The sequence below is a fragment of the Actinomadura meridiana genome, from assembly GCF_039537545.1.
Lineage (GTDB): Bacteria > Actinomycetota > Actinomycetes > Streptosporangiales > Streptosporangiaceae > Spirillospora > Spirillospora meridiana.
In genome coordinates this window covers 859249-873792 of record NZ_BAABAS010000006.1, presented here as the reverse complement: position 1 = coordinate 873792, position 14544 = coordinate 859249, and the positions used below count along the sequence as shown (strand labels likewise).

The window sequence follows — 14544 nt, the reverse complement described above, 5'->3', positions numbered from 1 at the left end:
AGCCCAGCGACCGCCCCCCTTACACTGTGTCCCGGCGTCCCGCCGGGCGCCGAGCGCCCGTAGCTCAGCTGGACAGAGCATCGGACTTCTAATCCGACGGTCGCGGGTTCGAATCCTGCCGGGCGCGCCACCCCCTGACCTGCGGTCTTACCACTGCCAAGATCCACAACTATGTCCTGATACGTCCCTGTGTTCGCTCAATGTTCGCTCGATTGTCGCGGACCTGTCGCGACCACCCCCAGTAACTCACCGCACGCACCCGCTCACCCACCCCCCGAGCACGCCCACCCGGTAACCACCGGAAACCCGCCGCGCAGGCGGATGTGCGGGCTTCTCCCCGTCGGCCGCGCGACCATACGGGCGCCGGTGTCCGCCCCCGCAAACGGCTCGGGAGCGGACGCCAACGTCGCGAATCCGATGGTCAACCCGCGCGGGTCATCGCCTCGACGTCTCTGAAATTCGGACGACCCGGCCCGGTGCTGCCGTTCTGTCCGGTTGGGTGCGGGCGTTGAGGATGACCGCAGCGGCGTCCTCAGCCGATTGGCGGGCCAGATCGGGCAGGACGCTGGTGTAGGTGTCGGAGGCGATGGTGATCGACGACAACGACCGGGAGCAGGCGCTCACGGCGTGCACGTCCGGGCACGGCGTGGTGGCGAACGACCTGCCCGAGCCGTTCGCGCCCGGCTATCCCAGTCGCTGGTGCGCAGGCGGGACGTCGCCCGAGCGCGTCAGTCGCTCAAGGAGGCAGGTAAGGAGGGCGTCACGGTCGAGCTGGTCACCGGCCCGATCTCGCCCGAGGCCGTGCCCATGTGTACGGTGCTGGCGAAGAACGCCGCCGAGATCGGGATGACCATCAAGGTCCGGCAGGTCGACACCCCCCACGCTGTTCGGCCCCAAATTCCACGACTGGAAGTTCTCGGTCGAGAAGTGGACGCCGCAGGGCGACTACCTGACCCTGATGACGCTGACCGACCTCAGCGACACCACCACGCTGGCCCACCCGCCCGAGGCCGACCTCCGCGAGCTGCGGTCGATCTCCGAGAAGGCGCAGGCCACCGGCGACCAGGCCGAGCGGCTGCGGCTCACCGAGCGGATGTACCGGATCCAGTTCGAGCGCGGCGGCTGGATCATCCGTTCTTCGCCAACGTCGAGAACGCCTACAAGGTCCGGACCAGCGGCTGGCCCAAGAACGACTTCTCCGGACGGACGTTCGGCAACGCCCACTTCGAGCAGGTCTGCCTGGCCTCCGGCTGACCCGCGGCGGGGGCGCGGGCCAGCCGTTACGCCGGGGTCAGCGGACGGGCGCCGGCATGATCGGCAGCGTTATCGACGACGGGTGCTCCGGGTCGTGCAGGACGGTCTGCGACGCGGGCTGCGTGGTCGTGTCGGCGCCGAACTTCCCGCCTGTGTTCGGGTTCCGGTCGTACATCGGGAAGTTGCTGCTGGAGATCTCCAGCCGGATGCGGTGGCCCGCCTTGTACATGTTGCTGGTCGGCCACAGCTTGATCGTGTACTTGTAGACCTCCCCGGGGGTGATCAGCTCCGGCTTCTCCAGCGAGACCCGGTACCGGGCGCGCTGGATGCCGTCCCTGATCAGCATCGAGGTGCCGTCCGGCTGGACGTCGGTGAGCTTCGCCGTCCAATCGGTGTCCTTCGCCGAGGACCTGGCGTACAGCGTGACCGAGATCGGGCCGGTGACCTCGGTGTCCTTGGTGAGCTGCGGGGTGCTGTAGACCAGCACGTCCGGCCGCTGCTCGACGGACCGCTGGTCCCGCGGGCCGCCGGGCACCGAGCTCTGGAAACGGCCGCCGACGCTTGGTACCGGGTTCGCCGGGTCGTACTGGTACTGGTCGGCCTTCTCGTCCGTCGCGGGCGCGGTGGTATCGAGCGCGCCGCCGCCGTTCGCCGTGTTCGCGTCGCCCTTGCTGTGCAGGTAGTACGTGGTGTTGGCGGTGCCGGGGATCGGCCAGGAGTCAGCTGTGCGCCACTTGTTGGCGCCCATCACGAAGACCTTCACCGGCGGATCCTTGTCCACGCCGTTGTCGATCCCCTTCAGCCAGTGGTCGAACCAGCGAAGGTGCAGATCGCCCCACGCGACAACCGCCTCCGGACCGAAGTCGACGTCGCCCACCTTGCGGCCCGAGCCGCCGTGCGTCCACGGCCCGACGAGGAGTTGCGTGCCCTGCCGGGCGACCTCGGACCCGCCCTGGGCGCGCATCCCGGCGAAGTTCTCCACCGTCCCGTTGAGGAAGATGTCGGACCAGCCGCTGAAATTCAGCGACGGCACCTTGACCTGCGGGTAGTGGTCGCGGATCGCCCAGCGCTTCCAGTAGTCGTCGTAGCTCGGGTGGTCGATCCAGTCGAAGTAGTACGGCGCGATGCGGTCGTCCTCCGGGTACAGCGGCGGGAAGTTGTTCAGCGGCTGGTGCCGGTACCACTTGGCGTGCAGGTCCTTGGACGCCTGGTTCATCTCCGCCCGCAGTTTCGCGCCGTCCGGGAGCTTGCTGGTGACGCCTCCGGTGAGGAAGCTCAGCAGCCAGTCCTGGATGAACGACTGGTACAGCGCGCCGCCCTCGTAGGTCCATCCGTCGTAGATGTCGGAGGACGTGAACCCCGGGGCGATCGTGACCAGGTGCGGGGGCGTGAGGGTGGCGGGCAGCCACTGTGTGAGCCCCGGATAGGAGAACCCGTACATGCCGACCTTGCCGTTGGAGTGCGGCAGAGCGGCGGACCACTCGATGGTGTCGTAGCCGTCCTCGGCCTCACTCTGGTACGGGTAGAAGGTGCCGTCCGACTTGTACTCGCCGCGGACGTCCTGCACCACGACGAGGTAGCAGGCCTTGGCGTAACGGTCGGGAGGGCCATAGACGAAGCTCAGGGCGCCCTCCTTGTTGTAGGGCAGCCGCATCAGGATGACGGGGAACTCGCCGTCCCCTTTCGGCGTGAACACGTTGCTGCGCAACACCGTCCCGTCCCGCATAGTGGCCGGGACGTCCTTCTGGACGCTGAATTCGCATTCCTCCGCCTTCGGCGGGGCGTCGGCCGCCGCAACGGGCGCGGCGGCGACGCCACCCAGCAGCAGCACGGCCGCCGCTACAAGGGACAGCCGCCAACTGCGACTTCTTCTGTTCGCCCAGGTCGTCCGCCGTCTCGCGCGCATCGCCGCAACTCCTTCCTGGCCGGGGCGGCGGGGCCGCCCGACCGACCGTTCGACGTCGTCGGGCGGAGCATCGCATGATCACGACGGCTGGTCAGGAGGGCGGTCAAGGGCTGTCCGCCAAACGGTCGATCGGTGCGCCGAACGGTCCGTTTGTGGCGAATTGCCGGAATCTATCGGACGCGCGAATTCGCCCCCTTCGTCGGTGCATCGCGCCGCACGTCCAGACCGGCTCGGCCCCGTGCACGGCCGCGAATCGCGGCCAGCACCATGACGCTGATGGTGGTCGCCCACCGGATCGCTTGATCGCTCCAGCCCTCGGCCACGGCCATTCCCCCTCCCTCGCGGCGTACCAGGCAGGGAGAACCGCTCCTCCACGATGAGCAGCCCGGTCAAGCCTGTTCCCATGTTTTGCGTGCCCTGCACCGGGTTCGAACCTGCGCAGCGTTGGATCGTGTTCGCTCGTTGTTTGCTCGAATGTTGCGGAGCGCTTTGGTAGCCAGCGGTACGAAGCGACAGCGCTGGCCGCTGTTGGCTATACAGAACGAGATAGACTGACGGGCTTCAGCACCTGGAATAACGCGCCGACAGCACCGATAGCCGACTTCTAATCCGACGGTCGCGGGTTCGAATCCTGCCGGGCGCGCCACCCCCAACCTGCGGTCTTACCATTGCCAAGATCCCAAACTATGTCCCGATATGTCCCCGTGTTCGCTCGAATGTCGCGGGCCTGTCGCGACCACCCCCAGTGACTCACCGCGCGCACCCGCTCAGCCACGCCATGAGCACGCTCATCCGGTGACCGCCGGAAACCCCGCCGCGCAGGCGGATGGGCGGCTTCTGCCGCTGGCCCCGCGCCGAGCGACCAGCTCCCCGACCGCGTCGTGGCCCTGGTCGAACGGCTCAGGGAGGCCGAGCGCGCCAACGGGCGGCTACTCGACCAGGTCGCGGCCCCGGCCACCGACGCGGGCGGGGGCCGGTTCGCCTGCGCCCACACCGACGCGCCCCCGCGCAGGCTCGCGAAACTGGTCATCGACCGCCTGCCCGGCCGCCGCCCCGGCGTCATGGCCGTGACGTCGCCGTCGGGGTTCGTGGTGGCCGCCAACCGGGCCGCCCAGGACCTCGGCCTGTCGGCCGGTGAACTGATCAAGCAGGTCCTGGCGGGACGAGGCGGCGGCACCGCCCGGCTGGCCCAGGGCAGGCTCTCCGACGATCCGCCGGCCGCTCTGACCGTCCTCGCCCGGCTCCTGGCCGACACCGCCGTCGATCGCTGACCTCACCGGGGCGAGATCAGTCGTCCGGGGCCGGTCGGCAGGCGGCGCAGCGACCCCGGATGACGATCCCCGTGGCGGCGAAACCGGCCAGGTCGCGCCGCACCAGCGTCCGAAGGTCGCCGAGTTCAGCGTCGCGGAGCGCTGTGACCCGGGCGCATCCGTCGCAGACGGTGTGCGCGTGCGGATGGTCGGCCAGGCCGTAGGTGACACGTTTCCCGATCGTCAGGGTGTGCACGATCTGTAGGCGTTCGAAGAGCGCCAGCGTCCGGTAGACGGTGGACGGGTCCATGCCGCTCGTGGCGACGGCGCGTTCACGAACGGCGTCGGCGGTCAGGTGACCGTCCGCTTCCGCGAGGACGGCCAGGATGAGGGTGCGCGGACGGGTCCTGCGGTGACCGGCCCCGCGCACCCGTGACAGCGCCCAGGAGTGGCGCAGCGCGTGATCCGGGCGGGTCGAGTCCGGGGGGCGACATCGCTGCATTGTTGATGCAGTTGCAAGTCTTTTGCAATAGTGGACGTCATGGCCTACTCACTGCCGGACCTTCCTTACGACTACGCCGCCCTTGAGCCCGCCATCACGGGGGAGATCCTGGAGCTGCACCACGCCAAACACCACGCCGCCTACGTCAAGGGCGCCAACGACACGCTGGAGAAGCTGGACGAGGCACGCGACAAGGACCAGCTCGGCGGGCTCGTCGGCCTGGAGAAGACCCTGGCGTTCAACCTGTCCGGCCACGTCCTGCACACGATCTTCTGGGACAACCTGTCCCCCGACGGCGGCGACCGCCCCGACGGCGAGCTCGGCTCGGCCATCGACGAGCACTTCGGGTCGTTCGAGGCGTTCAAGAAGCAGCTCACCTCCGCGACCGCGACCGTTCAGGGATCGGGCTGGGGCGTCCTCGGCTGGGAGCCGCTCGGGCAGCGGCTGGTCATCCAGCAGGTCTACGACCACCACGGCAACGTCGGCATGGGCTCCACGCCGCTGCTGGTGTTCGACGCCTGGGAGCACGCCTACTACCTGCAGTACAAGAACGTGCGTCCCGACTACGTCCAGAAACTTTGGGACCTGGTGAACTGGAACGACGTCGGCGCCCGTCTCACCGCCGCCAAGAACGCCTGACACCGGTTCAGGCCCGCGAACCGCGGCGCCCACCGGACCCCGGATCATGCTCAGAACACGTTCCCCGGGTCCGGCGGGCGCCGCTCCGCATTCTCCACCCGACGCTCACCCCGCCATCACCTGGCCGTACCGACGACAGGCACGAGCGCCAAGCGCCGCGAGCACGAGGGCTTCGGGATGTGACTCAGCGGGACGTGGCTCAGCGGGACGCGAAAGTTGCCTGGCCGCCCGTGCCGGGCAACTGGCCGGCGGGGGCCGGTGACCACGAGGCGAGGATGCCCGACAGCCCCGGGACGGCTTCGATGACCCGGCGGGCGGTGGGATCGGTGTGCCGCAGGAACGCCAGGTGACGGACGGCGTGGGCGGCCACGTGCTCGGCTCGCGGCCTGTCCGGTGACGGGCTCGCCGGGCCGTCGCCGTGGGCCAGCGTCCAGGCGGTCAGCGGGACGGCCGGGAGGTCGGGCCGCGGGTCGGGGCAGCAGGCGTAGGTGAGCAGCACCCGTCCGGACGGCTCGTGCCGCCAGCTCGTCGAGTGCAGCAGGTACGCGGCGGTGTCGCGGGACAGGCCCAGCAACTCCCGCGCGACCTCGTCCGGGTGCCGTTCGCGGCCCAGCTCGCCCGCCAACACTCGGAAGGCCAGACCACCGTCACCGGTCACGCGGAGGGCGAGCACCTCCACCACGACCGCGGAGCCCCCCACGACGGCTTGTTGCAACCCCATCGCAACAGCATCTCACGCGCAGTAAGTGCGTCACGCCGCACCCTCCTCACGACGCACCCAACCGCCAGTGGGTACCGTCCGGGGTGTCGTGCACCTCCACCCCGACCGCCTGGAGTGCGTCGCGGACGGTGTCCGCGAGCGAGAAGGCCCCGGTGCGGCGAAGCTCCGCACGGACACCGATCAGCGGCTCCACCGCCGGTTCGAGGACGTCGCGAGGGTCGGCCAGGCCGCGTCCCGCCGTCTGGCCGAGCCGGACGACCAGGCTGCGCATCACGTCCCTGGCCCAGTCGGTGCCGCCCTCGTCCTCCTCGGTGTCCCCGGCCCACTCGGCCACGGCGGCGTCGATCTCCAGCACGGCCCGCACCAGCGCGTCGGCGTCGCCCTCGCGGACACCCACCTCGAAGCGTCGCTCGCATCCGACGACCGTGTCTCGCAAGGTCACCGATGGCACCGCCGGTTCCGGAATCTCCTCCTCGGGCCGGGCGTCCCGCCGCGCGACCTCACCGCGCACCAACGCCCGCAGCTCGGTCAGACTCATCGACGAACCGGAGGGGACGACCGCGCTGTCTCCGCACCGCCGGACGGTCATGACACCCCGGCCACGCACCTCCACCAGGTCACGGCCCACGTCGACCATGGCGGACGTGTGTTCGTCCAGGCCGAGCACCGCCGCGTCGTCCGGTAAATCCTCTTCCAGCACCCGCAACCGGCGCTCACCCAGGTAGCAGTACCGGGTGTCGTGCGTGCCGCCCTCGGCGTTGTCGAAGTGCGGAATCATCGCGACCTTCAGCCCGAGATGGCCGAGGACGTCCAGGCCCTCCAGCCAGTGCGGGCGCACGCCGGACTTGTAGATCTCATAGACCGGCAGCGCGTACGCGCCCAACGTGCACGCCGCCGCCGAAGCGAACACCAGCGCCGCGCGTCCCGTCCGGGCGTGATCGGCCAGCGCCTCCCCCACCGGCCCGCCGCGCCACTGCGCCAGCGCGTACGACGGACTTCCAGGACCCGCGAACACCCAGTCCGCGCCGCGCACCGCCGCCAAACCCACGTCCGCGCGCGTCCCGGCCTCGCGAGCGTCCACACCGATCTCGGCGCACCCGCGCAGGCCGGACGGGACGTCCACACGAAGCCCAACACTGCGCTCGAAATACGCCTGCGCACGCGACGAAATCTCCGCGACGTTCTCCTGAAACCCGTACGGCGTGTCCAGTAACACCGCCAGCGCGGGACACAGCCGCGCGGCGATCTCCCGATGCACGCTCACCATCGTCGGGGCGGTCTCACCCGATCCCATCAGCACCAGCAGCGGCGTCCGCGCCCCATCGCTCAAACCGGCCCCCGAACTCGCCCACCCGCATCTCCGGAGAACACGCCCATACCTGTGAGCATCGCACCACCCCACCCACCCGTCCACGGCCCTAGTCCGCTGTGCACGTTCGGGGAGCCGTCCTAGAGCAACGGCCGCCGCTCATATTGGCGTCGAGAGCCGGGCACGGTCGCAGCGGTTAGCGCCCCCGCCGAATCAGCCCGTCGTCGAGCCGGTGATCACGATTTTGCCGTGGACGTGGCCTTCGGCTTGCAGGGTCACCGCGTCGCGGATCTGCTCGATCGGGAAGGTCGCGGCGATCGGCACGGTGATCGTGCCGGCGAGGATCGCGTCGCTGATGCGCTCCATGGCCTCCATTGCCGCGTCGAACCCACCGGTCGCGCGGACGCCGCCGGGAGGATTGGGCCCTGCGGCGATCGTGGAGATTCGCTCGGGCTGCACACCGAGGGCGAGCGCGGTCTCGGCCGTTTCGAGTCCGTACAAGTCGGTTGCCGCGGTCACGCCCTCCGGAGCCAGGGTCCGCACCCGGTCTGCCAGTCCTGGGCCGTAGGTCACGGGCTCGGCACCGAATTGGCGCAGGAACTCGAACGTGCCCTCCGCTGCGGTCCCGATCACTCGGGCACCGATGAGCTTCGCGAGCTGTATGACGAACACGCCCACGCCGCCTGCGGCGCCGCCGACCAGGACGGTGTCGCCGGGCCGCAGGTCGATCGCCGCCAACGCGGCGGCGGCGGTCATTCCGGCCACCGGAAGTGTGCTCGCCACCTCGTCGCTGATGCCGTCCGGCGTATGCCAGAGCGGCTCGGTCGCCTCGGTGGGGGTCTTGACCACCACGAAATCGGCAACGGCTCTACTCAGCGCGCCGCCGTGGACACGGTCGCCCACGGCGAAACCCGTGGCGTGGGCGCCGACCTCGTCGACGACCCCGGCAAGGTCGTATCCGAAGCCGGACGGCAGGGTGATGCCGAACCGGGCCGCCACCTCAGGGCGCGAGGCGATGCCCCAGTCCATGGGATTCAGACTGGCCGCCGTTACGCGGACGCGGACTTCGCCCGGCCCGGCATGCGGTTCCGGAACGTCCCGCACCTCCAGCACCTCGGGACCTCCGAACGACTCAAAGACGACGGCTCGGCTCATGAACATCTCCAACGGAGCGTGATGGGACTTGGTCTCATCACTGTACACGAGTGACGGCACCAAGTCCCGTAGAATGTCCTCATGGCCCGATGGCAACCCAACGCGTCCGAGCGACTCGTCCTCGCCGCCCTTGAGCTGTTCGAGGAACGAGGCTACGAGAACACGACGGTGATCGAGATCGCGGAGCGTGCCGGGCTCACGAAGAGCACCTTCTTCCGGCACTTCCCGGACAAGCGGGAGGTGCTCTTCGGCGGGGGCACGATGACCGGACTGCTCGTCGACGGGCTCGACGCGGCGCCAGCGGGGGCCAGCCCGCTCGAAACGGTGGCGCACGCACTGGACGTGATCGGCAAGAAGGCCTTCACCCCCGACCGTCGCGAGTTCGGCGCCCGGAGGTCGGCGGTGATCGCCGCCAATCCGGAGCTGCGAGAACGCGACGCGTTGAAGCAACTCAGCCTCACCGCGTCGATGGTCGACGCGCTCAAGCGGCGCGGCGTTCCCGACCTGACCGCGCGCGTGGCCGCCGAACTGGGCGCGCTCGCTTGGAAAATCGCCTACGAGCGCTGGAGGGACACGGCCAACGACGACGACTTCGGCCAACTCGCCCGGCGAATCCTGAACGACGTGCGAGCCGCCAGCGCTCGGTGCTGACGACGGCACCTCGGCGGAGACGCGACCCCACTGTTCACAAAAGCCCGGACGGCCTCTCAATCGCCGCCGTCCCCCGTGGCGGGGCCGGGTGCTGTCCGTCTGGTGGTGGTGCTTATTGGTAGGCGGTGGTGAAACCGGCGATGAAGGTGATGGTGCTCATGACTGCGCCATAGCCGAGGGCGGTTTTGAGGGGAATCAGATCGGGCGGCGTGGGGGCGGACGAGGTTGGGGTTGTGCGGCGGTAGGTGAAATAGATGAGCGGTGGATAGAGGAGGGCGAATGCCGCCGTGCCCGCGATGAGGCCGATCGCGCGGTAGCGGCCGTCCGACTGGTCGCCGCGGGCCGTGGCCACGTCGAAACGGATTCTGGCGGCCTGGGCCTTGAGGTCGGCGGACGCCACCGGGTCCGCCCCGGTCAGGCCGCGGGACTTCGAGTCGAGCGCGTCGGCGTGGGCGAGTTGCGCCTGCTGGAGGCGTGCCGAGCCGGGCGGTGACTTCAACTCGAAGAGCGCGTGCTTGTCCAAGGCGAACCCGATGATGAGGAAGTAGACGACCGTTCCCCAGCCGAGCACCTTCAGGATGACTTCCCGCCGGGCGTCGCCGTCCATCCCCCGAACCTCCCGTTAGAGCGCGACCCCCACTATGGCCTTGTTTCCGCTCCCGGGACGGGCTAATTCCCGGTCGTTCTCGTCAGCTACCGGAACCAGCGGAGAGTGGCGGGGACGCCACGGGACAACGACTCCATGTGCTGCGTGTTCGGGCCAAAGTCGATGACCTGGGGTGCGGCGCCGTGGGCCCGCAGGGCCGCCGCGCAGTTGCGGGTGTTGGACGAGGCGACCTGTTCGTCATGGGATCCGGCCGACAACCGGACCGGGACGCGCGGTCGCCAATCGCAGGTGCCGTCCGATGACCGAATGGCTTGCAGCAGCTTCCCGGAGGGATGGAGCGCCCAGCGCTGGTAGGACGGGGTGAGCAGCTCCTGCGGCGTGTCGGGCAGGCGCGGCATGACCTCGGTGTCCTGGTCCTTGGTGCCGTCGAAGAGGCCTTCCACGATTTTGTCGTAAGGGGCCCTGAAAACCTCGGACGGCGACTCGTACAGCCCGTAGAGACGGTTCCATGCCACCGTCGCATAGGCGAGATAGAAGACCGACGCCTTCGGCGCGATCGTCGACCCTGGGCGGAACGACTCCGGGATTTGCGCGTGCCGCAGGTCGAAAGGCCCGCTGATCGGAGCGAGCGCTCCGAGCCGCAGATACGGGTCGGCGCCGCGCTGTAGTTCCCGGCCCAGCGCCATGGCGGCCACACCGCCCTGGGAGAACCCGGTCACCAGGACCCGCCTTTCGAACCGTCCGCCATGCGCGGCGGCGACCGAACGGGCGGCGCGCAGCATGTCCAAGGACGCCGACGCCTCGGACGGTGAATGCATATACGGGTGCGGGCCCGGGCCGAGCCCCAGCCCGAGATAGTCGGGCGCGACCCCGGCGTATCCGGCCGCCGCGTAGTAGATCGCGACGGCCCGGCCCTGGCCGTCCTCGGCGACCGAGCCCGCGTAATTCTTGGAGACGTGGGTTCCATGGGCGAAACTGACCGGTCGCAGTGTCGCCTTCCCAGAATTCCGGGGCAACGAGATCACGCCGCTTGCCGTTGTTGGCGCCCCGGTGGGAGAGATCGTCCGGTAGACGACGCGGTATGTGTCCACCCCGTTGCGCGGGCGCGGCGACCCGAAACGGGGATCGATTTCGGTGAGATAGGCCCCCGCTTCAGCCGCCGACATCCGCGCGACCCGCGTCGCCGACACGACACTTCCTCGCTGGACGGACGAGGCAGCGGCCACGGCGACCGGCTGGCCGTCGTCCTGACTTCCGGTGGCGAGGGTGATAACGGTGGCGGGGAGCGCGATGAGTGCGATCCCGGTACCACCCAGCATGGCCCAGCGGAAACGCCGCGTACGAGCCTTGGATTTCGTCATACCCGCGACGCTAGGGCTGGCGGCACCGGCGCTCGATGGGCCTGAACACCGGACGCAGGTGTACCTGACCACACCCCCGCGGTGACGCTGCCCCGACATTGGAGGCCGTGACCTCGGCACCGCCGCCCGTCTCAGGCCGGGGTGAGGGTGCTGTTCTCCAGGACGTAGACGGCGTCGGCGCGGCGGGCGAGGGTGTGGTCGTGGGTGACCAGGATGAGGGCGCGGCCGTCGGCGCGGGCCTGGTCGAAGAGGAGGTCCATGACCTGGCCCGCCGTGACCGGGTCGAGGGCGCCGGTGGGCTCGTCGGCGAGGATCAGGCGGGGGTCGCGGATGAGGGCGCGGGCTATCGCGACGCGCTGCTGTTCGCCGCCGGAGAGGCTGGACTGGGTGGCGTGCAGGCGTTCGCCCAGGCCGACGCGGCGGAGCGTCTCGTCGGCCAGGTCGTAGCGGCGGCGCAGGCTGCGGCCGCCCGCGTACAGGAGCGGGGCCGCGACCTGCTGGCGGGCGGTGCGCCGTTGCAGGAGGTTGAGCTGCTGGAACACGAAGCCGATCGTCTCGCCGCGCAATTGGGCGCGTTCGCGTTCGCGCAGGGTGGTGGTCTCCCTGCCGTACATCCGGACGGTCCCGGCGTCGGGACGCTCCAGCAGGCCGAGGATGTTCAGCAGCGTGGACTTGCCCGCACCGGACAGCCCGACGATCGCGGCCGTCGCACCCGGGTGGACGGTCAGCGACACGTCCTCCAGAACGGTCAGCGGTTCCTTGCGGCGGCGCAGCGTGAACCGCTTGGTGATGCCGCTGATCGCCAGGACGGGCTCCCGCGCCTCCGCCACGCGGACGTCGCCGGGCTCCGGGGTGACCGCGCTCACGGGCCGCCCTCCACCGGGGCGCCGCCGCCGTTCTCCGGGGGCGGGGCGGGCGCGTCGAACGCGGCGTCGTCCGGGGCCCGGTCGAGGATCTTGTCACCCGGCTCCAGGCCGTCCACGACCTCGACGCGCTTGCCGTCGTTGATGCCGAGGCGGACGTCGCGTACCTGGCGCTCGCCGTTGTCGCCGACCACCGTCACCTTGCCCTTGGACGCCTCGCCGAGGACGGCCGACAGCGGGATCACGACGGCGCCGGTCACCGAGTCGGTGGTGATGGCCATCTTGCCGCGGATCCCGGCGAAGACCTTCTGGCGGGTGGGGATCCGGCAGGTCACCTCGACGTCGTCCCCGCCGCCTCCGCCGGATCCGTCGTCCGTGCCACCGCCGCCGGGAGGGCCCTCCGGCTGTCCGGCCGGGGGCGTGTTCGAGACCCCGGCGCCGTAGGCCAGCAGGCGGCAGGTGAACGGCGCCGGGCCGTGGTCGATCGCCATCTTGATCGACTCCGGCCGGTTGTAGAGCTTGTAGATCTCCTTGCTGGAGATGGTGGCGACGGCCTGGTAGCGGCCGCGGTCGAGTTGCGCGACCGTGTCGGACGGGTTGAGCTCCTGCCCGACCGTCGCGCTCAGGCCGGAGATCCGGCCGGACGTGGGCGCGGTCACGGCGATCGTGGTGGGCTTGGCCTTCTCGTCCTCGGGGGGCACCTTGACCGTCAGCAGGGGCTCACCCTTGTTCACCCGCTGCCCGTTCTTGTGGCGGACGGCGCTGACGGTGCCCGCCTTCGTGACCCGCACCGGAACCGGCGGGTCGGCCCGGACGACCGCGTCCACCGTGATGCGGCTGACGATCGTGCCCTTCTCCACGGTGACGACCTTGGCCGACAGGTCGACGGACGGAAGCGGGTCGGACGGCGCCGGGGGCTCGGCGGCGCCGTTGCCCGCCAGCCAGCCGGTGCCGCCGACGACACCGAGCACCGCCACGATGATCCCGGCCTTGGCCAGGCGGTTCCCCACGCGGAACATGATCGTCTCCTAGCTCCGGATCGCCTGGATGACCGAGCGGCGCATCGCGCGCATCGCCGGGATCAGGCCGGTGATGAGGCCGACGCAGACCGCGACGCCCATGCCGAGCAGCGCCGCCCGCCACGGGAACGTCATGGCCAGATCGGCGTTCGCGAAGGGCCCCCGGTCCTTGAGGAGGCCGAACAGCGGCCCGCTGATCGCGTACACGCCGGTGATGCCGATCAGCCCGCCCGCGCAGGAGACGATCAGCCCCTCCAGCAGGACGCCGAGGAACAGGTCGGAGCCGGTGGCGCCGAAGCAACGCTGGACGCCCAGCTCGCTGCGGCGCTGCCGTACCGCCATCAGGCCGAGCACCAGCACCGGCAGCGAGCCGAGGAGCAGCAGGAACAAGGCCGCCGCCACCAGCACCTTGCCGAACGTGCCGCTGATGGCCCCGGTGTCGCCCTCCTCGCGGTAGATCTCCGCCTTGCCCAGGCCCCAGGACGTCGCGGCGTCCGACCGGAACCGCTCCATGACCTGCCGGGCGTCGGCCTTCGGAACGCGGACGACGTACTGGGTCTGGTCCGCGCCGATGCCCCAGCGGGCCATCGTCCGGTACGGCATGTAGATCTCGGTCTGCGACCAGGGCGTGCCTCCGCTGAGGACGCCGACGACCCTCGCCCGAACCCACAGCCGGGGCGCGCTGAGTTCCACGATCGCGCCGACGGGCCGCGGGCCGAGTTGCTCGGCGAACTTCGCGCTGACCACGAGCTGGGGCTCGAGCCGGGCGTTGTCGTTGGGGACCAGCCACCGGCCGGACGCGACCTGGATGCGGCGGATCCGGTCGAGGCCGGGGTTGGCGCCGACCGTCCGGATCTCGCCGCCGGTGTCCTCGTCGCCCTTGATCGGACGGGTGCCGCCGGGCAGGACCTGCCGGTAGGAGACGTTCACCGCCTCGCGGAGCGGACTCCCCGTGATCTGGTAGCGGCGCATGTCCGACTCGATCCGGGCGACCGTCTCGTCCGACATCGCGGACGGGCCGTTGTCGGTCGGGGCCATCACGGTGAGCGTGACCGGACGGCCGACCTCCTGCTCGAAGGTCTGGACGAGGGCCTGCCGCGCCATTCCGCCCAACGCGATCGCCAACGTGACCACGGCGACGAGCGCGGACACGCACATCAGCGACAGGGCGACCCGCACCTTACTGGTACGGATCTCCGCGATCGCGGAGAGAAACATCCCCCAAATGGGCATCGCTACGGCCCCCGACGCGACATAGCCGCATTCCCCTCGAATACGGTGATCACGAACGCTACCGGTATTCCACT

Annotated in this window: 13 protein-coding genes and 1 tRNA gene; 4 read left to right on the top strand and 10 right to left on the bottom strand. The window is 70.0% G+C overall.

The window, feature by feature from the left end; translation table 11 throughout:
• Window positions 1-53: 53 nt before the first annotated feature.
• A tRNA-Arg gene (locus ABD808_RS16975) sits at window positions 54-130 on the top strand.
• A 1161-nt stretch (window positions 131-1291) separates the two neighbouring features.
• Here ABD808_RS16975 and ABD808_RS16970 read toward each other — a convergent pair.
• The gene (locus tag ABD808_RS16970) at window positions 1292-3160 is read right to left on the bottom strand and encodes a CocE/NonD family hydrolase (RefSeq protein ID WP_344897420.1); all 1869 of its coding nucleotides are present in this window, start codon (window positions 3158-3160) and stop codon (window positions 1292-1294) included.
• 881 nt (window positions 3161-4041) lie between these two features.
• Here ABD808_RS16970 and ABD808_RS16965 point away from each other — a divergent pair.
• Window positions 4042-4431, top strand: a complete 390-nt coding sequence (locus tag ABD808_RS16965; RefSeq protein WP_344897417.1) for a hypothetical protein — start codon at window positions 4042-4044, stop codon at window positions 4429-4431.
• Between the two features lie 16 nt (window positions 4432-4447).
• Here the strand turns inward: ABD808_RS16965 and ABD808_RS16960 are convergent, their stop codons facing one another.
• Window positions 4448-4912 carry a Fur family transcriptional regulator gene (locus ABD808_RS16960; RefSeq protein WP_344897414.1) on the bottom strand — a complete coding sequence of 155 codons (465 nt, stop codon included), beginning with the start codon at window positions 4910-4912 and terminating at the stop codon, window positions 4448-4450.
• Between the two features lie 39 nt (window positions 4913-4951).
• On the opposite strand from ABD808_RS16960, the gene ABD808_RS16955 reads away from it, so the two are divergent.
• Window positions 4952-5551: a superoxide dismutase gene (locus ABD808_RS16955; protein ID WP_344897411.1), complete on the top strand. Its 600-nt coding sequence runs from the start codon at window positions 4952-4954 to the stop codon at window positions 5549-5551.
• Between the two features lie 199 nt (window positions 5552-5750).
• On the opposite strand, the gene ABD808_RS16950 is transcribed toward ABD808_RS16955, so the two are convergent.
• The 3 genes from ABD808_RS16950 to ABD808_RS16940 all read right to left on the bottom strand — a co-directional run bounded on the left by ABD808_RS16950 (window position 5751) and on the right by ABD808_RS16940 (window position 8736).
• Entirely contained in the window at window positions 5751-6272 is a 522-nt protein-coding gene (locus ABD808_RS16950; protein WP_344897408.1) for a hypothetical protein, read from the bottom strand.
• A 46-nt stretch (window positions 6273-6318) separates the two neighbouring features.
• Window positions 6319-7602, bottom strand: a complete 1284-nt coding sequence (locus ABD808_RS16945; protein ID WP_344897405.1) for a CysS/YqeB C-terminal domain-containing protein — start codon at window positions 7600-7602, stop codon at window positions 6319-6321.
• 192 nt (window positions 7603-7794) lie between these two features.
• Complete coding sequence (locus ABD808_RS16940; RefSeq protein ID WP_344897403.1) at window positions 7795-8736, bottom strand: NADP-dependent oxidoreductase; 942 nt, start codon at window positions 8734-8736, stop codon at window positions 7795-7797.
• Window positions 8737-8817: 81 nt separating this feature from the next.
• Here ABD808_RS16940 and ABD808_RS16935 point away from each other — a divergent pair, with 81 nt between their 5' ends.
• Complete coding sequence (locus ABD808_RS16935; RefSeq protein ID WP_344897401.1) at window positions 8818-9387, top strand: TetR/AcrR family transcriptional regulator; 570 nt, start codon at window positions 8818-8820, stop codon at window positions 9385-9387.
• A 112-nt stretch (window positions 9388-9499) separates the two neighbouring features.
• Here ABD808_RS16935 and ABD808_RS16930 read toward each other — a convergent pair whose 3' ends face one another.
• The 5 genes from ABD808_RS16930 to ABD808_RS16910 form a co-directional block, all read right to left on the bottom strand.
• Window positions 9500-9994 (bottom strand): hypothetical protein, encoded by a 495-nt coding sequence (locus tag ABD808_RS16930; RefSeq protein WP_344897399.1) that lies wholly within the window; start codon window positions 9992-9994, stop codon window positions 9500-9502.
• 86 nt (window positions 9995-10080) lie between these two features.
• A complete protein-coding gene (locus ABD808_RS16925) occupies window positions 10081-11355 on the bottom strand; it encodes a hypothetical protein (protein ID WP_344897396.1) in 1275 nt (424 codons plus the stop codon).
• 131 nt (window positions 11356-11486) lie between these two features.
• On the bottom strand, window positions 11487-12221 hold the full coding sequence (locus ABD808_RS16920) for an ABC transporter ATP-binding protein (RefSeq protein ID WP_344897393.1): 735 nt from the start codon (window positions 12219-12221) through the stop codon (window positions 11487-11489).
• On the bottom strand, window positions 12218-13237 hold the full coding sequence (locus ABD808_RS16915; RefSeq protein ID WP_344897390.1) for an efflux RND transporter periplasmic adaptor subunit: 1020 nt from the start codon (window positions 13235-13237) through the stop codon (window positions 12218-12220). The genes ABD808_RS16920 and ABD808_RS16915 overlap by 4 nt, the downstream gene beginning before the upstream one ends.
• A 9-nt stretch (window positions 13238-13246) precedes the next feature.
• Complete coding sequence (locus ABD808_RS16910) at window positions 13247-14455, bottom strand: ABC transporter permease (RefSeq protein WP_344897388.1); 1209 nt, start codon at window positions 14453-14455, stop codon at window positions 13247-13249.
• Window positions 14456-14544 lie beyond the last annotated feature (89 nt).